This window comes from Arthrobacter sp. Bi26 (assembly GCF_918697925.1).
Taxonomy (GTDB): domain Bacteria; phylum Actinomycetota; class Actinomycetes; order Actinomycetales; family Micrococcaceae; genus Arthrobacter.
In genome coordinates, this window is record NZ_CAKKMF010000023.1 from 42317 (window position 1) to 60849 (window position 18533).

The following is an 18533-nucleotide window of genomic DNA, read 5'->3' on the forward strand; positions in this document are numbered from 1 at the left end:
TGCACTGTTTGACGCTACCGGACCGTGCTAATCTTGCGCATTATGCAACCCTTGGATGGCACTGACACCCGCCTGCTTTCGGCCATGGCCCGGGACCCCCGGCGGACCGTGGTGGCCCTCGCCCAGAAGCTGGGCCTATCGCGCAATACGGTGCAGGCCAGGATGGCCCAGCTGGAGAAAAAGCATGTGTTCCTCTCCTTCGAGCGACGCATCAATCCGGTGTCCTTGGGGTACCCGCTGATGGCTTTCATCTCCGTCCACGTCCAGCAACAGAAGCTCGGCACCCTGGCGCTCGAGCTCGCCGGGATTCCGGAAATCCTGGAGGGCTACGGCCTGACAGGCTCGGCCGATCTGCTCCTGCGGGTGGTGGCACTCGACGCCGAGGACCTGTTCCGGATCAACGGCAAGATCCTCGCCTGCGACGGCGTGGACCGGACCGATACCGCCCTGGCGATGGGTGAGCTGATCCCGTTCCGGATTCAGCCGCTGCTCGAACGCGGATCCGCCGACAACTGATCGGCTCCTCATCTGTGCCGCGGGCGGCCGCGGCGCTAGGCTGTGTCCGTTGGGTCTTCCTGAGTCCTTGGGTCCGCGCACGCGGCCCTGCGCAACAGGCAGTGGCTGTCTGGACTGCCGGAAAGGCTTGAACCGTGAGCAGTCCCGAGGAACCGCACCGCCCGGTACCGCCGCAGCCCGGGCATGAGCCTGCGTCCGGCCACCCGGCGCCCGGTCAGCCGCCCGTTCCGTACTATGCGGCCCCGCCCGGGGCGCCCGGCAACGGTGCACCACCCAACTACCCGCCGCCCAGCAACCCGCCACCTGCGAACGGCGCACCGCCGTACTACGGCGGACCGGGGCAGCCGCCGCCATACTACGGCGGCCCCGGCCAGCCTCCCCCCAAAAAGAGCCGCAAGGCCTTGTGGATCGTCCTCGGGATCGTCGGCGGGGTCCTGCTGCTGGTAGCGGCCGGCGTCGTCATCCTCATCAGCGTGGTGGGCGGAGCAACCAACCAGGCACGGGGCATCGCGGACGATTTCACGAAGCTGATCATCGCCGGCGAGGCGAGCACCGCCTACGAGAAGTACCTGGACCCCGCCCTCATGCAGAAGATTTCCCCGGAGGAGTTCGCCGCGGGAGTGGAAAGCCTGGAGCTGGACGGCAGCTGTAAACCAAACTTTTCAAGCCTCAACGTCAGCTCCAACAACGGCTCCAACGCCGCCGACGTCGCGGGTTCCATCGACTGCGACACCAAGCGCGTGGAGCTGGCCTACCGCTTCGAGGGCCGCGACGAGCTGAAGATGGTGAACATTCGGCTGCGGCCCCAACGCTGACCTCGGAAAACTCTTGCGCGGCCGGCGCCCATCCAACGGCAGGAGCTCCCGTGCTGCCGCACGGGAGCTCCTGCCGTTGGTATGCCGGTCCTAGTGGTTGGTAGCCTTCTCGGCACCCACCCCGGTCAGGGAACGGACCTCCATTTCGGCCTGCTTCGTGGCGTCTTCCTTCCGCTTGTCCAGGACGGTGCCGAGCCAGCCGAGGAAGAACGCGAGCGGGATGGAGACGATGCCCGGGTTGCTCAGCGGGAAAACAGCGAAGTTGGCGCCTGGGATCATCGACGTCTTGGCCCCCGACACCACCGGGGAGAGCGCAATCAGGATGATGGCCGCGGACAATCCGCCGTACATGCTCCATACGGCTCCCTGGGTGGTGAACCGGCGCCAGAACAGCGAGTAGAGGATGGTCGGAAGGTTGGCGGACGCCGCCACAGCGAAGGCGAGCGCCACGAGGAACGCGACGTTTTGTCCGTTGGCGAAGATGCCGCCGGCGATGGCCAGCAGGCCGATCACCACCACGGTGCGGCGGGCAACCTTGACCTCGGTGTCGGCGTCGGCCTTCCCCTTGGCCAACACGTTGGCGTAGATGTCGTGCGCGAAGGACGCCGCAGCGGTGATGGTCAGGCCGGCCACCACGGCGAGGATCGTGGCGAAGGCCACCGCGGAGATGAAGCCGAGCAACAACGGTCCGCCGAGGTGGAACGCGAGCAGCGGTGCGGCCGAGTTGACGCCGCCCGGAGCGGACTTGATGGTGTCCGCGCCGACGAGTGCCGCTGCGCCGTAGCCGAGCACCAGCGTGAAGAGGTAGAAGATGCCGATCAGCCAGATGGACCACACCACGGACTTGCGGGCTTCCTTGGCCGTGGGCACGGTGTAGAAGCGCATCAGCACGTGCGGCAGGGCAGCGGTGCCGAGCACCAGCGCCAGGCCCAGGGACATGAAGTCGAGCTTGGAGGTATCAGACTTGCCGTACTGCAGGCCAGGGTTCAGGACGGCCGGATTCTTCGCGGTTTCTACTGCACCGCCGAGCAGATCAGAGAGGTTGAACCCGTAGATCGCCAGGACCCAGAAGGTCATGACCGCGGCGCCGGCAATCAGCAGCATGGCCTTGATGATCTGGACCCAGGTGGTGCCCTTCATGCCGCCGATCAGCACGTACATGATCATGAGGACGCCGACGACGATGATCACCAGGGCCTGTCCGCCCCAGTCGCTGATGCCCAGCAGCAGGGAGATGAGGCTGCCGGCACCGGCCATCTGCGCCAGCAGGTAGAAGAAGCAGACGGCCAGGGTGGAGATGGCGGCCGCGATGCGCACGGGGCGCTGCTTGAGCCGGAAGGACAGAACATCGGCCATGGTGAACTTGCCCGTGTTGCGGAGCAGTTCGGCCACGAGCAGCAGGGCAACGAGCCAGGCGACAAGGAAACCGATGGAGTACATGAAGCCGTCGTAGCCGTTGATGGCGATCGCGCCGGTGATGCCCAGGAAGGAAGCCGCGGAGAGGTAATCGCCGGCGATCGCCGTGCCGTTCTGCGAACCCGTGAAGGAGCGTCCGGCGGCGTAGTAGTCGGCCGCGGTCTTGTTGTTGCGGCTGGCGCGGAAGACGATCACCATGGTGACCGCCACGAACAGGGCGAAGATGGCCATGTTCAGCAGGGTGGTGTCTTTGAGTGCGGCGACATTGACCGCGGGGACCATGAGTGTCATTTTGCTGCTCCGCCTACCGGGTTGCCGTGCTTGTCGAATTCGTGCCCTTCGATTCCGTGGCGGATTTCAGAGGCAATGGGGTCGAGCTTGCGGTTCGAGTAGCTGACGTACCAGCCGGTGATGGCAAACGTGGAGACGAACTGCAGCAGGCCCAGGATCAGGCCGATGTTGATGTTGCCCCAGACCTTCGTGGACATGAATTCCACCGCATAGTCGGCCAGCAGGACATACGCGAAGTACCAGAGCAGGAATGCAATGGACATCGGGAAGACAAAGCTGCGGTGACGTTTGCGCAGTTCCTTGAACTGCTCCGTCGACTGGACTTCCTTGAAGTCCACGGCCGCCGCTGCGTCCGTTTCTTGGGCGTCGTGACCCATCGGTTCCTCCTCATTGAGACTGGTGAGCCCACACCGGCTGCCGTGGTCTCGCGGGACACCGCATACAACCCCTCGAGCCAATGTGACTTCAATCACTGTGTACCGTGGCGCGCGTGCGTTCCAGAACCCGCGCTACTTGCGTCGCCCAGCGGTCCCCATGCTGCGCCAAACGGTGCCCCACGACGCCGAAAGGGGCACGCGCCGGCCCCGACGGTAGGCTGGCACCATGCCGGATTCTCCCCTGCTCACCGCCGCCTCAGTCGCGGTGATTGCCCTGGCGATCGCGGCCGTCGTCGCCGTGGGTCTCAAGGTCCTCCACTCCTTCCGGGACCTCGGCACCGATGCGGAGCGGGCCACGTACAAGACGCTGCATGCCGCCTCCCGTGCCGGCCAGTACCTGCGGACGGGCCTGAACCCGGCCGGCGCGGCCAAGGCCAGCAAGCAGTTGCGCAGCCTGCTGGGCTGCGACGCCCTGGCCATCACCGACACAACGGGCGTGCTCGCCTGGGACGGTGCCGGCGAGGAGCTCAAGCCCGCCCTGATGGGGCTCGCGGCCAAAGTGCTCGACGGCGGCCACCTCGCCGTGATTCCCGCGGGCGAACTTCAGCTGCTTGCCGCAGGCGACGGCGGCCGGCCGCTGACGCCGGAGGTGGAGCGCGCCGTCGTGATCGCCCCGATCAGGGCCGGCGCCCGCGTGGTCGGCGTGGTCGCGGCCTTCGCGCCGGCCGCCGGCGCCGGACTGGTCCGTGCCACCGGCGAGGTGGCCGACTGGGTGGCCACACAGGTGGAACTCGCCGAGCTCGATGCCTCCCGCACCCTCTTGATGGAAGCGGAGGTCCGGGCCCTCCGCGCCCAGATCAGCCCGCACTTCATCTACAACTCGCTCAACGCGATCGCCTCCTTCATCAACACGGATCCGGTTCGCGCGCGCGAGCTCGTCGTGGAGTTCGCCGATTTCACCCGCTACTCCTTCCGCCGCCACGGTGACTTCACCACCCTGGCCGAGGAGCTGCGCTGCATCGACCGCTACCTGCTCCTGGAACGGGCCAGGTTCGGGGACCGGGTGCAGGTCAGCCTGCGGATCGCTCCGGAGGTCCTCAGCACGGTGATCCCCTTCCTGAGCCTGCAGCCGCTGGTGGAAAACGCGGTGCGGCACGGTCTGGAGGCCAAGGAGGGACCGGGCCACATCTCCATCACGGCGAACGACTCCGGCGCGTTCGCCGAGGTGACGATCGAGGACGACGGCGTCGGCATGGACCCGGAGCAGCTGCGCTCCGTCCTTGCCGGGCACAGCGACGGCGAGCACGTGGGGCTGCGCAATGTCGACGCCCGCCTGCGGCAGGTTTACGGTGACGACAACGGCCTCGTGATCGAGACGGCACCGGGCGAAGGTACCCTGATCACGATGCGCGTCCCCAAGTCCCAGCCCCGGCACGACGCCTGATCCGGGACGGTTCCGCCGTCCTGTCTTGGTGTCCCCGGCGGCTGCACATGGCTGACGGCCTGAGCCGGTCAAAACGGCTGCGGCAGTAGGCTAGAGCCATGATTAACGTCCTCGTCGCCGACGACGAGCTCCCCGCCGTCGAGGAACTGGCCTTCCTGCTCGGCAAGGATGACCGGATCGGCGCCATCCACCGAGCCTCCTCCGGCGCCGAGGCCCTGCGGGCGCTTGAGGCCGAGGAAGTCGACGCCGTCTTCCTCGACATCCACATGCCGGCGCTCACAGGGCTGGATATTGCCCGGGTCATTTCCCGCAGCGCCCACCCTCCCGCCGTAGTCTTCGTGACCGCGGATGAGGACTGCGCGCTGGAGGCCTTCGAGCTCGCGGCCGTGGACTACCTCCTCAAGCCGGTGCGCGCCGAACGGCTGGCGAAATCGATCGGCCGCATCAGCGAGCTGCTCAAGGACGGTGCCCCGGCACCGGAAATGATCACCGTGGATCTGGGCGGGACCACCAAGATGATCCGGCGCGATGATGTCACGTACGTCCAGGCGCAGGGCGACTACGCCCGGCTGCACACCGCGGAGGCGAGTTACCTCATCAGGGTTCCGCTGGCCGACCTCGAGCAGCAGTGGGCCGACGCCGGGTTCCTCCGCATCCACCGCTCCTACCTGACCGCGCTGAGCCACATCAGCCACATGAGGCTTGCCGCGGCGCGGCCCAGCGTCACCGTGGCAGGGGCCGAACTGCCTATCAGCCGCAGGCACCTGCCGGCGGTCCGGGAAAAGCTCGAAGCAAACCGTATCCGGCCGCAGGCATGACGCGGGTCCGGGTCACAGCGCCCCGCAGCCTCACCTCGGGCAGCCCCACGCCAGACGGCGCCGCCCTGGCCGGCGGGCGCCCCGCGGCGGCCGCGCATGAGGCGGCAGAGGAATCCGACGCCGGCCAGTTGTTCGTCCGCTCACTCATCCGGTCCCAGCTCCGCCTGGGCCTCGTGGTGGGCCTGGGCTTCCTGCTGATCCTGCTCGCCTTCCCGCTCATGCTCGGGCTGGTCCCGGGCCTGGCGGACTCCACCATTGCCGGCCTGCCTTTCGACTGGGTCCTGCTGGGTGCCGGAATCTATCCCGTGATCGGTCTCAGCGCCTGGCTCTACGTGCGGACCGCCACCAGGAACGAGGCCCGCTACCGGGACCTCGCCGGCGACAAGTGAGGGACATGGCCGGGCAGCTGACGTCCCGGGTGAGCGGAACGTGAACCCCGTCGTCGGGCTGGCGGCGTTCGCCGCGGTCTCGCTCGCCACGGCCGTCATCGGTTTCTACGGGTTGCGGGTCTCACGCACCACCGGGGACTTCTACGTGGCTTCCCGGACGGTCAAGCCGTGGTGGAATGCCTCGGCGATCGGCGGCGAGTACCTCTCCGCCGCGAGTTTCCTTGGTGTGGCCGGACTGATCCTGCTCTCCGGCACTGATGCTCTGTGGTACCCGGTGGGTTACACGGCCGGCTACCTCATGCTGCTCCTGTTCGTCGCCGCTCCCTTGCGCCGCTCCGGCGCCTATACGATTCCGGATTTCACCGAGGCACGCCTGGATTCGCGTGCCGTCCGCCGCGTGACAAGCCTGGTGGTGGTCCTGGTCGGCTGGCTCTACATCGTCCCGCAGCTCCACGGCGCCGCCCTGGCAATCCGGATCACCACGGGCCTGCCGGCCTGGGTGGGCCCGGTGGCGGTGGTCGGCGTCGTCTGCATCACTGTGGTGGTGGGCGGGATGCGCTCCATCACGTTCGTCCAGGCGTTCCAGTACTGGCTCAAGCTGACCGCGCTGGCGGTGCCAATAGTGTTCCTGCTGTTTGCGCTGGGCGGCGGCGAATCCGCCGCGGCGGCCCCCGCCGCCAATCCGACGGCGTTGGCCCCCGCGGGCCCGTATCAGATCATTTCGCTGCTCGTGGCCCTGCTCTTTGGAACACTCGGGCTCCCGCACGTGCTGGTCCGTTTCTATACGAATCCGGACGGGCAGTCCGCCCGGCGGACCACCCTGATTGTCCTGGGCCTGCTGTCGGCCTTCTACCTGTTCCCGACGGCGTACGGCATGCTCGGGCGCATGTTCGCGCCGGACCTTGCCCAGAGCGGCCAGGCCGATGCGCTGGTGCTGCTGCTGCCGGGCCGGATGATCGGCGGGATGGCCGGCGACCTGCTGACGGCGCTCGTGGTGGCCGGTGCGTTCGCGGCGTTCCTGTCGACGACGTCCGGCCTGGTGGTCTCCCTGGCAGGCGTGATCAGCCAGGACGTGTTCGGCGGCAGTGTCCGGGGCTTCCGGCTGGCGGCATTGATCTCGGCCATTGTCCCGCTGGGGATCGCGTCGATGACCGAATCGCTGGCCCTGGCCGGCAGCGTGGGGCTCGTGTTTGCCTTTACGGCGTCCACTATCTGCCCGGTGCTGCTGCTGGGCATCTGGTGGCGGGGTCTGACGGACGCCGGGGCAATCGCCGGCATGGCGACCGGCGGTGTGCTCTGCGGCAGCGCGATGGTGGCCGGTTCGGTGCTGGGTGCTGCCCAGTCGCCGTCGTGGCTGGCGCAGCCCGCCGCCTGGACGGTCCCGGCGGCGTTCGCCGTCACGGTGCTGGTCTCCCGGGCCACGCGGGGCCGGGTGCCGCGGACCATGACGCGGGTCATGACCCGGCTGCACACCCCGGAACGGCCGCTCGCGACGGAGCGGTGACTGGACAACGCTGACCCGGCGTCGGCAATCCGGCGTGGGGCGGCCCCGGCAGGTGGGCACCGGGTTGGGGCGCCGGCGTGGGGCGTGGTTAGTCGATGGCCGCCATGAGCTCGACGGCGCGCTCCAGGAACGCGTCGACCTGGCTTTCCTCGTAGCCCTCCCGGCCCACGGCGGGGCGGAACACGGCACGCCGGACGTTGTCCACGCTCAGCGGCTGGTCCTCCTCCAGGTAGCCGATCAGCTCGTGGCACAAATCGTCGACGTCGGTGGTGTTGTAGCTGCGGGTCTTGGGCTTGGACGGGCGCCGGAAGCGCTGGCCGTCCGGGCGGTGCAGGCGTCCGCGCAGGACGCCCGCGAGCCGGCCGATTTCTCGCAGCCAGGCTTCCTCGCCGCGTTCGGCAACCAGCTCATCGCGTTCCCGCCGGGCCAGGGCGTCTTCGAGCCGGTCCAGCGCGGCGTCCACGCCGGCAGCCACGTAGCCACCCTTCACGGGGTCGAAGGACACGGCGCGGACGTCCGAGCTCTTGATGGCGCGGGAGGCGGAGGACGGAGCTTCAAATGACACCCGTGCGCGCTGCAGGAAATCGTCGACCTGCCTGGCGTTGTAGCCATACTGGTTCCGCTGCACACGGTCAAAAGACGCAGGAATCTGCCGTTGAATGTCCACTGTTACTTTGTTCCTTTGATGCCGTTCGGCTGGTTTGCTCGGCACCATTCTAGGCGCCGGAAGTGCTGGACCGGTGCTTCTAGGCGCCAGCGAGGGCCGAGAACAGGATGAACGCCACCGGCGACGCGAAGACAATCGAGTCCAGGCGGTCCATGACGCCTCCATGACCGGGGAGGATGCTGCTCATGTCCTTGATGCCGAGCTCGCGTTTGACCATCGATTCGGCGAGGTCGCCGGCGGTGGCGGCTGCCACCATGCCCACAGCGAGCACGACGCCGAACCACCACGGCTCACCCAGCACGAAGACCATGGCGAGCACGCCCACGATGACGGCCCCCGCGATCGAACCGGCGAAGCCTTCCCAGGTCTTCTTGGGGCTGATCTTGGGGGCCATCGGATGCTTGCCCAGGGATGCGCCCACGAGGTAGCCGAAGGTGTCGTTGGCCACCACCAGGAGCAGCAGGGTCGCGATTTGCCACGCTCCCGGCGGAATCACCCCGTCAGGCCACAGGCCCACCGGCGTCTCGCCGTCGGCGGTGTGCAGCAGCAGCGTCGCGAAGCTGATCAGGAACGGCACCCAGGACAGGGTGAAGACCCCCGCGAAGATGCTCCGCGCCGAACCCGCGGCGCCTTCCAGGGTCCGCCACAACAGCACCGCCACGCTGCTGACGAGCATGGCAAAGAGCAGGCTTTCGAGGCCGCCGAAGTAGGCGGCGATCGGCATGGCGACCGTGCCGACCATCACCGGGACGATCGGCAGGCGGGTGCCTGCGGCCTCCAGCGCACGGAAGATCTCCCAGACACCGAAGATCGCGAAGGTAGCCGTCACCAGGACGAAGCCGAGCGGGAGGAACAGCAGGCCGCCGAGGACGCACACGAGCATGCCAACGCCCGAGCCGATGGCGGCGGGCAGGTTCCGGCCCGCTTTGGGCGTCGGGTTTTCGCGTTGCTTCCCCCGCCTCCGGGCGCGCGGCCCGGAGGCCCCCTGTACCTGATCCATCAGACCTCGAGCAGCTCAGCTTCCTTGCGCTTGAGCAGCTCGTCAATCCCGTCCACGTGCGCCTTGGTCATGGCGTCGAGTTCCTTCTCGCCGCGTGCGCCTTCGTCTTCGCCGGCGTCGCCGTCCTTGACGAGCTTGTCCAGCGTTTCCTTGGCCTTGCGGCGGATGTTGCGGATGGACACCTTCGCGTCCTCACCCTTGGACTTGACGATCTTGACGTATTCCTTGCGCCGTTCGGACGTCAGCTCGGGAATGGTGATCCGGATGACGTTGCCGTCGTTGGAGGGGTTGGCGCCCACCTCGGAGTCGCTGAGGGCGCGTTCGATGTCGCGGAGGGCCGTCTTGTCGTACGGGGTGACGAGGATGGTGCGGGCATCCGGGACCGCGAAGGAGGCCAGCTGCTGCAGCGGCGTCGGCGTGCCGTAGTACTCCACGATGACCTTGTTGTACAGGCCAGGTGTCGCGCGGCCGGTCCGGATCGAGGCGAAGTCTTCCTTGGCTACCTCAACTGCCTTGTCCATCTTGTCCCCGGCTTCGAGCAAGGTTTCTTCGATCACGGTCTCTCCTCAGAAATTGGTGCGTCCCGGGGGCCGGGGCGCGGCACGTCTTCTTGTGCGCCTGTGTCTTCCGCCTGGCAGCGGAAAGGTCCTGAAAACATCCTAGCCGTTGCTACGGGGTGACGACGGTGCCCAGGTCTTCACCCCGGATGGCGCGGGTGACGTTGCCCTCGCCTTCCATGCCGAAGACCACCATCGTGAGGTTGTTGTCCTTACACATGGTCATCGCGGTCTGGTCCATCACGCGGATGTCGCGGCGGAGCGCGTCGTCGTAGCTGAGGCGGTGCAGCTTCTCCGCCGTCGGGTCCTTCTTCGGGTCCGCGGTGTAGACGCCATCGACGCCGCTCTTGGCCATCAGGACGACGTCGGCGTGGACCTCCATGGCGCGCTGGGCAGCGACGGTGTCCGTGGAGAAGTATGGCAGGCCGGCGCCGGCGCCGAAGATGACAACCCGGCCCTTTTCCATGTGGCGGATGGCGCGGCGGGGAATGTACGCCTCGGCGACCTGGCCCATGGTAATGGCGCTCTGCACGCGTGTTTCCACCCCGGCCTGCTCCAGGAAGTCCTGGAGGGCCAGGCAGTTCATGACGGTTCCGAGCATGCCCATGTAGTCGGCGCGGGAGCGGTCCATGCCGCTCTGGGACAGTTCGGCGCCGCGGAAGAAATTGCCTCCGCCGACGACGATTGCGACCTCGACGTCGGGGACTGCGGCGGCGATCTGTTTGGCCACGCCGCGGACGGTATCCGGGTCAACGCCAAGTTTCCCGCCGCCGAAGACCTCGCCGGAGAGCTTCAAGAGGACGCGGCGCCTGTTCTTCTTTGGCTGGGCTGAAGTGGTGACGGTTTCCATGGTGCCTTCCCGTTGGTGAACTCTGAGTTAGGTTATCGTGCTGGGCGCCCAAGGCGGCATTCCGGCCGTGGCCGGAACCGGTGCCTCGCGCGTGCATGCAAAAGGGGTGGCCACCGTGGTGACCACCCCCTTAGCGTGCCTGGCTATTGCCTGACTGGTGTCTGGCTAGTCTCTGACTAGGAACCGACGCGGAAGCGCGTGAAAGCGGTTCCCTTGACGCCGGCCTCTTCGAGGACCTGGGCGACAGACTTCTTGGCATCCTTGGCGAATGCCTGGTCGAGGAGAACCTCGCCCTTGTAGAAGCCGGTGACGCGGCCTTCGACGATTTTGGTCATCGCGGCTTCGGGCTTGCCCTCGGCCTTGGCGGTTTCCTCGGCGATGCGGCGCTCGGACTCGACGAGCTCGGCCGGAACATCCTCGCGGGCGAGGTAGTTCGGGGACATCGCGGCGATGTGAACGGCGACGTCGTGGGCTGCGGTAGCAGCTGCTTCGCCTTCGCCGTCAACAGCAAACAGCACGCCGACCTGGGCCGGGAGATCCTTGGAGGTCTTGTGCAGGTAAGCGTCGACCGTTGCGCCCTCGATGCGGGAGATGCGGCGGACAACAACCTTCTCGCCCAGAACGGCGCCCTCTTCGATGACAACCTCGGACAGCGGCTTGCCGTCGACGTCGGTGGCCAGCAGGGTCTCGAGGTCGGCAGCGCCGGACTCGACGGCCACGGCCAGGACCTTGTCAGCCAGCTGGATGAACTTGTCGGCCTTGGCCACAAAGTCGGTCTCGCAGTTGACTTCGATCATCACGCCGACGCCGTTGGCGACCTTGGCAGCAACCAGGCCTTCAGCGGTGGAGCGGCCTTCGCGCTTGGTGGCGCCTTTCAGGCCCTTGATGCGGATGATTTCGATGGCCTTCTCGGCGTCACCGTTGGCTTCGTCAAGAGCCTTTTTGACATCCATCATGCCGGCGCCGGTGCGCTCGCGCAGAGCCTTGATATCAGCGGCAGTGTAGTTCGCCATGTGAACCCCTCTGTCTAGAAATTTATGTGGTGTACGGACCGACAGGACGGCTGCTCACCGAGTGAGCGGCCATCCTGTCGGTACCCCCTATGCAGCTGAGCGCATGTGGGGAGATCCAGATTTACTTGTCTGACTACTTGGCTTCGTCGGCGGCCGGTGCTTCTTCAGCAGCCGGTGCTTCCTCAGCAGCCGGAGCAGCTTCAGCGGCGGGTGCTTCCTCAGCAGCCGGAGCAGCCTCAGCGGCGGGCGCTGCAGCAGCTTCAGCCTTGTTGCCTTCGAGGAGCTCGCGCTCCCACTCGGCCAGCGGCTCTTCCGGAGCTTCCGTGGTGCCGGTGGCGCGCTGGTTGCGGGCGATGAGGCCCTCAGCAACGGCGTCGGCGACAACGCGGGTCAGCAGGTTGACGGAGCGGATGGCGTCGTCGTTACCCGGGATCGGGAAGTCAACTTCGTCGGGATCGCAGTTGGTGTCCAGGATGGCCACAACCGGGATGTTCAGCTTCTTGGCTTCATCGACAGCAAGGTGTTCCTTCTTGGTGTCAACGATCCACAGCGCGGACGGCGCCTTCGTCAGGTTGCGGATACCACCGAGGTTGGTTTCCAGCTTGGTGAGTTCGCGGCGAAGGAGCAGCAGTTCCTTCTTGGTGTAAGCCGAACCGGCGACGTCGTCGAAGTCGATCTCTTCGAGTTCCTTCATGCGCTGGATGCGCTTGGAGACCGTCTGGAAGTTGGTCAGCATACCGCCGAGCCAACGCTGGTTGACGTACGGCTGGCCAACGCGGGTGGCCTGCTCGGCGATGGATTCCTGCGCCTGCTTCTTGGTGCCGACGAAGAGAACGGTGCCGCCGTGTGCAACGGTGGCCTTCACGAACTCGTAGGCACGGTCGATGTAGGACAGCGACTGCTGCAAGTCAATGATGTAGATACCGTTGCGCTCCGTGAAGATGAAGCGCTTCATCTTCGGGTTCCAACGGCGGGTCTGGTGTCCAAAGTGGACGCCGCTGTCAAGCAGCTGGCGCATAGTTACGACGGGCATGCCGACGCTCCTTCCGGCAGGTCATTCATGAGAGAGCCCATGGCTCTCTTACCCTGCCAATAGTTGACGGTTGTTTAGCATTCGCCCGGGGCGGGCGTTGCTCCTGGCATCCACTGCGCTTCCCATCCGTGCCCAAAGGAACGGACCGCAGGAGGCGCAGTCCTCCGCATCGGAAGTTTCAGGCTTCTTTTGAGGAGGGCTGGATACGCGTAGTCAGCTGCTGCTCCCCCGCACCCCTGAATGAGGCGTGCCGGCTTCGGCAACCACGAATTATCGCGACTAACAAGCGTGAGGGCACAGCAAACTGCTGCACCAAGTGTACTACAGCGCCCCCGCCCCGAAGGACGGTTTTCGCGGTGCAACGGGGCGGCGTTCCGGGCCTGTGGCGGGGGTGGTTGAGCACCTTCCGCGGCGCCTTGAAGCGAAGCCGGGCGGCATGCGTCGTGGCCGGTGACCGTCGCGGCCAGCGCGCGTCGCGGCGGCATCCGTACCGGGGCGGTTGCGCCCGTTGTGGCGGCGTGCCGGTCGTGGCGGGTGCGCCCGTCGCGGCGGCGTGCCGGTCGTGGCGGCATCCGTACCGGGGCGGTTGCGCCCGTTGTGGCGGCGTGCCAGTCGTGGCGGGTGCGCCCGTCGCGGCGGCATGCCTCGTCACGTCGTCGGAGGCCGGGGCGCCGGTCGTGGCGGGTGCGCCCGTCGCGGCGGCATGCCTCGTCACGTCGTCGGAGGCCGGGGCGCCGGCGCCTAGCGACCGCGCCGGAAGCTTTTCCACATAGCCGTCGTGGGAGATTCCGCCCAGTACGCTGCCCCGGCAGGCTGGGGACATGAAGTTCTCCCCCGGCCTTGCAGCATTGCTCCTGGCGCTGTCCCCCATCCCCGCAGATTCCGTCGCCGCGGCCTCCCAGGTTTCGGTTTCCACTCCGGCTTCGGCTTCGGCTTCGGCTTCGGATTCCACTCCGGTTCCGGCTTCCACCGGCCGGGGCACCCCCAGGGCAGGACCAGTCCCGGCACTTGACTGGAGCTGGCCGCTCAGCCCGCGCCCTGCGGTTCTGCGCGCCTTCGACCCCCCGGCCAGGCCGTGGCTCAGCGGTCACCGCGGTGTCGATATTGCGGCGGCACATGATCGTGCCCCGCTCATCTCGCCGGCCGCCGGAACGGTGAGCTTTGTCGGGACGGTGGTGGACCGGCCGGTCATCACAATCGATCACGGCAACGGGCTGCGCAGCAGTTTCGAGCCGGTGGCGAGTTCGTTGACGGCGGGGTCCGCCGTGGCAGAGGGCGACGTCCTGGGGCAGGTACAGGCCGGCCACTGCGGCCCGGGGCCGCCCTGCCTCCATTGGGGCGTCCGCCGGGGCGAAGACTACGTCAACCCGCTGGCGTTCGTGATGGACCTGAGACCTTCTGTCCTGCTCCAGCCCCTGGATGCCGGCCCCTGACGATCGGCCCGCCCATGCACGGACCCCAGGCTGTCGCGGCGGCTATTGGGCGCGCATTAGACGATCGCGGAAATTCCCGTGATCGCCCGGCCGGTGACCAGGGTGTTGATCTCGTGCGTGCCCTCGTAGGAATAGATGGCTTCGGCGTCCGCGAAGACCTTGGCCATCTCGAAGTCCGTCACGATTCCGTTGCCGCCAAGGATGCTCCGGCCCAGGGCCACACTCTCGCGCATGCGCGCGGTCGTGAACGCCTTGGCCAGGGCGGACTGCTCGTCCTTCGCCTCCCCCGCGTCCTCCAACTGGGAAAGCCTCACCATCATGCCCATCGAGCTGACCGCGTTACCGAGGATCTGCACGAGCTGGTGCTGGACCAACTGGAAGGAGGCAATCGGGCGGCCGAACTGGCTGCGCTCCACGGCGTAGCGCCGGGCGACGTCAAAGGCCGCGAGCTGCTGGCCCACCGCCTGCCAGGCCACCGCGAGGCGGGTGACCTTCAGGACCTTGTTGGTGTCGCGGAAGCTGTTGGCGTTGGCGAGCTTGAAGAAGTCCGGCACCACCACGTCATCGAGCGTGATGTCGGCGTTCTGGACCGTGCGCAGCGAGATCTTGTTCTCGATCTTCACGGCGCTGTACCCCTCGGTCTTGGTGTCGACGAGGAAACCCTTGACCTGGTTGTCATCGACGTCGCGGGCGTAAATGACCACCCAGTCGGAGAAAGTGGCGTTGCCGATCCAGCGCTTGGCTCCGTTGAGGATCCAGTTCCCGCCGTCGCGCCGTGCTGTGGTGCGCGTGCCGCCGGCGACGTCGGAGCCGCCAAGGGGCTCCGTGAGGCCGAAGGCTCCGATCTTCTTGAGCGAGTAGATATCGGGAAGCCACGCGTCCTGCTGCTCCTTGGAGGCAAGGGCTTCGATGGAGCCGGTGAAGAGCCCGTCATGGACGCCCATGAACGTCGCGATCGACGTGTCCGCGCGGGTGGCTTCGGCGTGCAGGATTCCGGCGAAGAGGTTCGAGTAGCCCTGCCTCCTGACTGGGCTGACCAGGTCAATTTCGGCAAGCTTCGGGATCAGCTCCATGGGGAACTCAGCGCGATTCCAGCAATCGACGGCGATCGGCCTGACTTCACGGGTGAGGAACTCGCGGACCTCGGCCAGCCGGTCCTGCTCCTTGGCGCTGAGCAACTGCTCGAACGCGAAGAAGTCGCCGTCAGCGTAGGGCAGGTTATGAATGTCGATTGCAGCCTTGGGCATGGTGTTCCTTCACTCGTGATCAGCGGCGACCAAAAGGACGCGGGTTTCGCGCCTGAGATATGTTACTCACGAGTAACATATCTCAGTCTGGTGCCTCCTGCAAGCGACGGCCCGACAAAAAAGAGCCGCGGCCGACGTCGAACGTCAGCCACGGCTCCCGTGGTGCGGACCCCGGGTGAGGAGGATTCGCAAAAATGTAGGGCTACTCGGACTTGAACCGAGGACCTTAGGATTATGAGACCTTGGATAATTCCGCGCCACTAGAGGGAACTTCAGGGGATGACTATCCTCCGACTATCCACCACGTTAGAAATTGAGCTTGACATCAAGCCGTGCGGCGCTCTCGTGAAGGTCTTCATCGAACAACCCCGCGTAGGTATCCAGCGTGAGAAGGGCTGTGGCATGGCCAGCTATCCGCTGCACAACTTTCACGTTTGAGCCTACGCGGATATGCAGACTGAACCTCTTCAAGCGCCGCTGGCTGGCTGCCATGAGCGCCACCCCGGACTTACTGCCGGGGATTTGCGCGTAGCCGAGTGGCTGGCCGCCAATCTGGACGGCACCACCACTGTGCACCGCACGTGGCAACAGCTTCGCAACGAACTGCGCCTGCCGAATCATGCGGCGGGCGTTCACCTGACGACGCTGGCCCGGTTGGGATTTGTCGGAGAACGCATCAGGACGGGACCCCAGGCCGGATTACCGCTGGAGCTGCCAGTGCCCAAGCTGCCCGCGGAACGCACCGTCAGCAACTACGAAACACGCGCCGCCGTCGAAGCCAGGAATTCGCGCCGCGCCGCCGGCAAGCGGGCCGCTGACTTGCGGGCGGATGCCAAGTGGGGCGTGCGCGCCTAGTGTGGAGCGTCGCTACTGAGGACGCCGCTGCCTACTCACTGCGGCAAGTGCGGGAGGCGGCAGCCCGGCATGCACTCCCCTACTTCCAAAAGGACTCCTACCTGAGCGCCATAGCCGGAGCACCACTACTACCGGCAGAGAAGCGCACTAGGTGTAATTCCCACGGACGTTGTGAACGCGCTGGATGGGTGAGTGGCCTTTGATGCCGCTGTGCGGTCGATGGTGATTGTAGTAGTGGACCCAGTCCTCAGCGTCTTAGCGCCATGCAACCGGCTCGGTCGTCGCGTTAGCGGCCGGACAGCGGTGGCCTGGTTCTAGGATTTCCCGCATGCACTTTGATGGAATCCGATGGTAGGGCCGCCACCCCCGGGCATTTGGCCGGCCCGGGCCAGTCGAGGAATAGAGCGCTGCGGAAGGGGTGGTGCGGGCGTGACTGTCCGTAACCCGCCGCGCCTGTGTAATGGCTGGTGCGATTATCTGCCAGGAGCCGGCCACGGAAACATGCAGGTCAGGCGCCTACTTTTATACTGTGGCACAGCAGTCCGGTTAGGGGCACGCCACGGCGTCATTTCTCCCTAGGAGTGACGATTAGCACCCCAGAGACCGGCTCCATCGTCCCTTGAAGATGGAGCCGGTCTGAGCGGCCTGCGCCGAGACGCAACCATCACAGGATTCAGAAAAGCCCCCGCGCTCGATCCCCGAGGAGAGCGCGGGCGCCTTCACTGAGGCTTCCATCCGCTACTGGGGGGACATGGAGGAACCTGCCAAACACAGTTGGCTCGAAAGCGCAAGTCAAACGCACGGATTGAGGCGTCAAGTCGTCGCTCGTCCCGAATATACTGATCAGTGCTGCAGCGGTGAGCAGTGAGACTTTCAAGGAAGTTTCCCCGGTTCGTTGAACAGATGGTGTGTTGCAGCGGGGTCAGCCATCAGGACCGGCACCGCCCGTGACAGGCCGGCTGGAGCAGGCCGCGGGAGGTGAATGGCTCCGCCCCGTTCCACCGGGTGCTACCCGGCGACTTTGGTGCCGGTGGAGGTTTCGGAGGCGGTGTTGTAGCCGCTCTTGGAACCGGTGACCTTTACCGTGATGGTCCGTCCCCGGTCACCGGAGCGGACCTTGTACGTGGCGGAGCTGGCATCGCTGATCAGAATGTTCGAGCGGTACCACTTGTAGGTCAGTGTCACCGGCGGCGGGCCCCACGCCCCGGGGACAGCCGTGAGGGTGGACCCGGCCGCCGCGGTGCCAGTGATCGTGGGCGTGGGTGCGGTGAGCGTGCCCTTGGCGATCGCTGAGGTCCCTGCGGACGTCCTGGAGGCCGTCGTGTAGCCGGTCTTGGAACCGGTGACCTTCACGGTGATGGACCGGCCCGCATCGCCGGAGCGCAGCTTGTAGCTGGTTCCGTAGGTATCTCTGATCTCGTTGCCCGATCGGTACCACCGGTAGGCCAAGTTCACCGGCGCCGGTCCCCAGGTCCCTGGCACCGCGGACAGCGTGGACCCGACCTTCCGGATCCCGCGGATTGTCGGAACCGGACCGTAAGTGATCTTGGCTGCGTGCCAGTAGCCGGAAAGGTACGTTTTCCCCAGGTATTGGACGCCGGCCCGGTTGAAGTGGATCAGGTCGCCCTCATTCACGGCTCCGGACTTGGAGGGTGCAAAACCCGTGGAGGAGACGCGCGCCGGCGTTTCCCGGTGGCTCCTGTCGATGTTGACCCTGCCCGGCGTGGCTTCGATGCCCTCCGGCGTCATCTGCCCCACCACAAAGGGGAGCTTCGACGCGGCCAACCGGGACCGGAAGAACGCAATGAGTTTATCCAACTTCGCGCTGTACGCGGAGGTCGTCATCGACGAGTTATTCTCGCCCTGGTGCCAGAGAACGCCTTTGAGATCCACCGTGCGGCCGGTCGCCCTCGCCGCCGCGATGCCCTCATGCGTCTGCCTCACCGCCAACTCCGGGAGGTCACGCGCGGACGATGTAGCCGCGCCGACAGACCATGTGAGTGAGGACGAGTCGCTCGTGAACCCGGTGCCGCCGTGCGCCGCCGGGATGATGAGAACCCCAACGTTGGCGGGCTGGGTTTTCAAATACTCACGGGCAAACGTCGTGGCAGGCGAAATCCCGCTCGCAGTGTCGTGCATGTCTAGGGGCACCGTGGCCGTCCGGAACCTGCGGTCCTTGGCGCCGTACTGGAAGATCCGCGGATCCACCGGATCATCGGTGGTGCCGCCTGGCAGACCCCGCCCGGACATGTTCGACTGCCCCGCCGCCAGGAACACATGCAGTACGGTGACCGCCTCCGCCGCCTGC

19 protein-coding genes and 1 pseudogene are annotated in these 18533 nt (G+C 66.3%); 8 read left to right on the forward strand and 12 right to left on the reverse strand.

All coding sequences use genetic code 11. The annotated features are described in order from the left end of the window. Positions 1 to 42 precede the first annotated feature (42 nt). A complete protein-coding gene (locus LQV16_RS08350) occupies positions 43 to 516 on the forward strand; it encodes an Lrp/AsnC family transcriptional regulator (protein ID WP_229993430.1) in 474 nt (157 codons plus the stop codon). A 134-nt stretch (positions 517 to 650) separates the two neighbouring features. After that, positions 651 to 1331 carry a hypothetical protein gene (locus LQV16_RS08355; RefSeq protein ID WP_229993431.1) on the forward strand — a complete coding sequence of 227 codons (681 nt, stop codon included), beginning with the start codon at positions 651 to 653 and terminating at the stop codon, positions 1329 to 1331. Positions 1332 to 1421: 90 nt separating this feature from the next. On the opposite strand, the gene LQV16_RS08360 is transcribed toward LQV16_RS08355, so the two are convergent. Together LQV16_RS08360 and LQV16_RS08365 are read right to left on the reverse strand one after the other, a co-directional pair. Then, positions 1422 to 3038: a sodium/solute symporter gene (locus LQV16_RS08360; RefSeq protein ID WP_229993432.1), complete on the reverse strand. Its 1617-nt coding sequence runs from the start codon at positions 3036 to 3038 to the stop codon at positions 1422 to 1424. Further along, positions 3035 to 3415: a DUF485 domain-containing protein gene (locus tag LQV16_RS08365; protein WP_229993433.1), complete on the reverse strand. Its 381-nt coding sequence runs from the start codon at positions 3413 to 3415 to the stop codon at positions 3035 to 3037. Before LQV16_RS08365 ends, LQV16_RS08360 begins: the two co-directional genes overlap by 4 nt. Before the next feature lie 226 nt (positions 3416 to 3641). Here LQV16_RS08365 and LQV16_RS08370 point away from each other — a divergent pair, with 226 nt between their 5' ends. The 4 genes from LQV16_RS08370 to LQV16_RS08385 all read left to right on the forward strand — a co-directional run bounded on the left by LQV16_RS08370 (position 3642) and on the right by LQV16_RS08385 (position 7570). Next, the gene (locus LQV16_RS08370) at positions 3642 to 4859 is read left to right on the forward strand and encodes a histidine kinase (RefSeq protein ID WP_229993434.1); all 1218 of its coding nucleotides are present in this window, start codon (positions 3642 to 3644) and stop codon (positions 4857 to 4859) included. Between the two features lie 98 nt (positions 4860 to 4957). After that, complete coding sequence (locus LQV16_RS08375) at positions 4958 to 5677, forward strand: LytTR family DNA-binding domain-containing protein (protein ID WP_229993435.1); 720 nt, start codon at positions 4958 to 4960, stop codon at positions 5675 to 5677. Beyond that, positions 5674 to 6066 carry a hypothetical protein gene (locus LQV16_RS08380; protein WP_229993436.1) on the forward strand — a complete coding sequence of 131 codons (393 nt, stop codon included), beginning with the start codon at positions 5674 to 5676 and terminating at the stop codon, positions 6064 to 6066. The genes LQV16_RS08375 and LQV16_RS08380 overlap by 4 nt, the downstream gene beginning before the upstream one ends. A gap of 40 nt (positions 6067 to 6106) precedes the next feature. Next, the gene (locus LQV16_RS08385) at positions 6107 to 7570 is read left to right on the forward strand and encodes a cation acetate symporter (RefSeq protein WP_229993437.1); all 1464 of its coding nucleotides are present in this window, start codon (positions 6107 to 6109) and stop codon (positions 7568 to 7570) included. Positions 7571 to 7658: 88 nt separating this feature from the next. Here the strand turns inward: LQV16_RS08385 and LQV16_RS08390 are convergent, their stop codons facing one another. The 6 genes from LQV16_RS08390 to rpsB all read right to left on the reverse strand — a co-directional run bounded on the left by LQV16_RS08390 (position 7659) and on the right by rpsB (position 12690). Continuing rightward, positions 7659 to 8285 carry a DivIVA domain-containing protein gene (locus tag LQV16_RS08390; protein ID WP_229993438.1) on the reverse strand — a complete coding sequence of 209 codons (627 nt, stop codon included), beginning with the start codon at positions 8283 to 8285 and terminating at the stop codon, positions 7659 to 7661. A gap of 31 nt (positions 8286 to 8316) precedes the next feature. Further along, entirely contained in the window at positions 8317 to 9237 is a 921-nt protein-coding gene (locus LQV16_RS08395) for a phosphatidate cytidylyltransferase (protein WP_229993439.1), read from the reverse strand. Continuing rightward, positions 9237 to 9794: a ribosome recycling factor gene (gene frr / locus LQV16_RS08400; protein ID WP_018774548.1), complete on the reverse strand. Its 558-nt coding sequence runs from the start codon at positions 9792 to 9794 to the stop codon at positions 9237 to 9239. Before frr ends, LQV16_RS08395 begins: the two co-directional genes overlap by 1 nt. Before the next feature lie 112 nt (positions 9795 to 9906). Continuing rightward, positions 9907 to 10644 (reverse strand): UMP kinase, encoded by a 738-nt coding sequence (gene pyrH / locus LQV16_RS08405; protein WP_018774549.1) that lies wholly within the window; start codon positions 10642 to 10644, stop codon positions 9907 to 9909. A gap of 176 nt (positions 10645 to 10820) precedes the next feature. Beyond that, on the reverse strand, positions 10821 to 11657 hold the full coding sequence (gene tsf / locus LQV16_RS08410; protein ID WP_229993440.1) for a translation elongation factor Ts: 837 nt from the start codon (positions 11655 to 11657) through the stop codon (positions 10821 to 10823). 133 nt (positions 11658 to 11790) lie between these two features. Next, positions 11791 to 12690, reverse strand: coding sequence for a 30S ribosomal protein S2 (rpsB, locus tag LQV16_RS08415; protein WP_229993441.1), 900 nt, complete (start codon positions 12688 to 12690; stop codon positions 11791 to 11793). An 821-nt stretch (positions 12691 to 13511) separates the two neighbouring features. Between rpsB and LQV16_RS08420 the strand changes: the two genes are divergently transcribed. Beyond that, positions 13512 to 14123, forward strand: coding sequence for a M23 family metallopeptidase (locus LQV16_RS08420; protein ID WP_229993442.1), 612 nt, complete (start codon positions 13512 to 13514; stop codon positions 14121 to 14123). Positions 14124 to 14179: 56 nt separating this feature from the next. Here LQV16_RS08420 and LQV16_RS08425 read toward each other — a convergent pair whose 3' ends face one another. Beyond that, positions 14180 to 15370, reverse strand: a complete 1191-nt coding sequence (locus LQV16_RS08425; RefSeq protein ID WP_229993443.1) for an acyl-CoA dehydrogenase family protein — start codon at positions 15368 to 15370, stop codon at positions 14180 to 14182. A gap of 306 nt (positions 15371 to 15676) precedes the next feature. Next, positions 15677 to 16006, reverse strand: coding sequence for a hypothetical protein (locus tag LQV16_RS23695; protein ID WP_356815720.1), 330 nt, complete (start codon positions 16004 to 16006; stop codon positions 15677 to 15679). Positions 16007 to 16087: 81 nt separating this feature from the next. On the opposite strand from LQV16_RS23695, the gene LQV16_RS08435 reads away from it, so the two are divergent. Next, the gene (locus tag LQV16_RS08435) at positions 16088 to 16225 is read left to right on the forward strand and encodes a hypothetical protein (RefSeq protein ID WP_229993444.1); all 138 of its coding nucleotides are present in this window, start codon (positions 16088 to 16090) and stop codon (positions 16223 to 16225) included. Positions 16226 to 16372: 147 nt separating this feature from the next. On the opposite strand, the pseudogene LQV16_RS08440 reads toward LQV16_RS08435, so the two are convergent. Then, a pseudogene (locus LQV16_RS08440) lies at positions 16373 to 16474 on the reverse strand (IS3 family transposase); the annotation flags it as partial. 759 nt (positions 16475 to 17233) lie between these two features. After that, positions 17234 to 18533 (reverse strand): sialate O-acetylesterase (locus tag LQV16_RS08445; protein WP_229993445.1); only part of this gene is annotated, 1300 nt, incomplete at its 5' end.

Coding starts and splice junctions, on each gene's coding strand:
- LQV16_RS08395 (WP_229993439.1), bottom strand. CDS start 9,237: ATGGATCAGGTACAGGGGGCCTCCGGGCCGCGCGCCCGGAGGCGGGGG.
- LQV16_RS08365 (WP_229993433.1), bottom strand. CDS start 3,415: ATGGGTCACGACGCCCAAGAAACGGACGCAGCGGCGGCCGTGGACTTC.
- rpsB (WP_229993441.1), bottom strand. CDS start 12,690: ATGCCCGTCGTAACTATGCGCCAGCTGCTTGACAGCGGCGTCCACTTT.
- LQV16_RS08420 (WP_229993442.1), top strand. CDS start 13,512: ATGAAGTTCTCCCCCGGCCTTGCAGCATTGCTCCTGGCGCTGTCCCCC.
- tsf (WP_229993440.1), bottom strand. CDS start 11,657: ATGGCGAACTACACTGCCGCTGATATCAAGGCTCTGCGCGAGCGCACC.
- LQV16_RS08360 (WP_229993432.1), bottom strand. CDS start 3,038: ATGACACTCATGGTCCCCGCGGTCAATGTCGCCGCACTCAAAGACACC.
- LQV16_RS08425 (WP_229993443.1), bottom strand. CDS start 15,370: ATGCCCAAGGCTGCAATCGACATTCATAACCTGCCCTACGCTGACGGC.
- LQV16_RS08380 (WP_229993436.1), top strand. CDS start 5,674: ATGACGCGGGTCCGGGTCACAGCGCCCCGCAGCCTCACCTCGGGCAGC.
- LQV16_RS08350 (WP_229993430.1), top strand. CDS start 43: ATGCAACCCTTGGATGGCACTGACACCCGCCTGCTTTCGGCCATGGCC.
- LQV16_RS08375 (WP_229993435.1), top strand. CDS start 4,958: ATGATTAACGTCCTCGTCGCCGACGACGAGCTCCCCGCCGTCGAGGAA.
- LQV16_RS08370 (WP_229993434.1), top strand. CDS start 3,642: ATGCCGGATTCTCCCCTGCTCACCGCCGCCTCAGTCGCGGTGATTGCC.
- LQV16_RS08390 (WP_229993438.1), bottom strand. CDS start 8,285: ATGGTGCCGAGCAAACCAGCCGAACGGCATCAAAGGAACAAAGTAACA.
- pyrH (WP_018774549.1), bottom strand. CDS start 10,644: ATGGAAACCGTCACCACTTCAGCCCAGCCAAAGAAGAACAGGCGCCGC.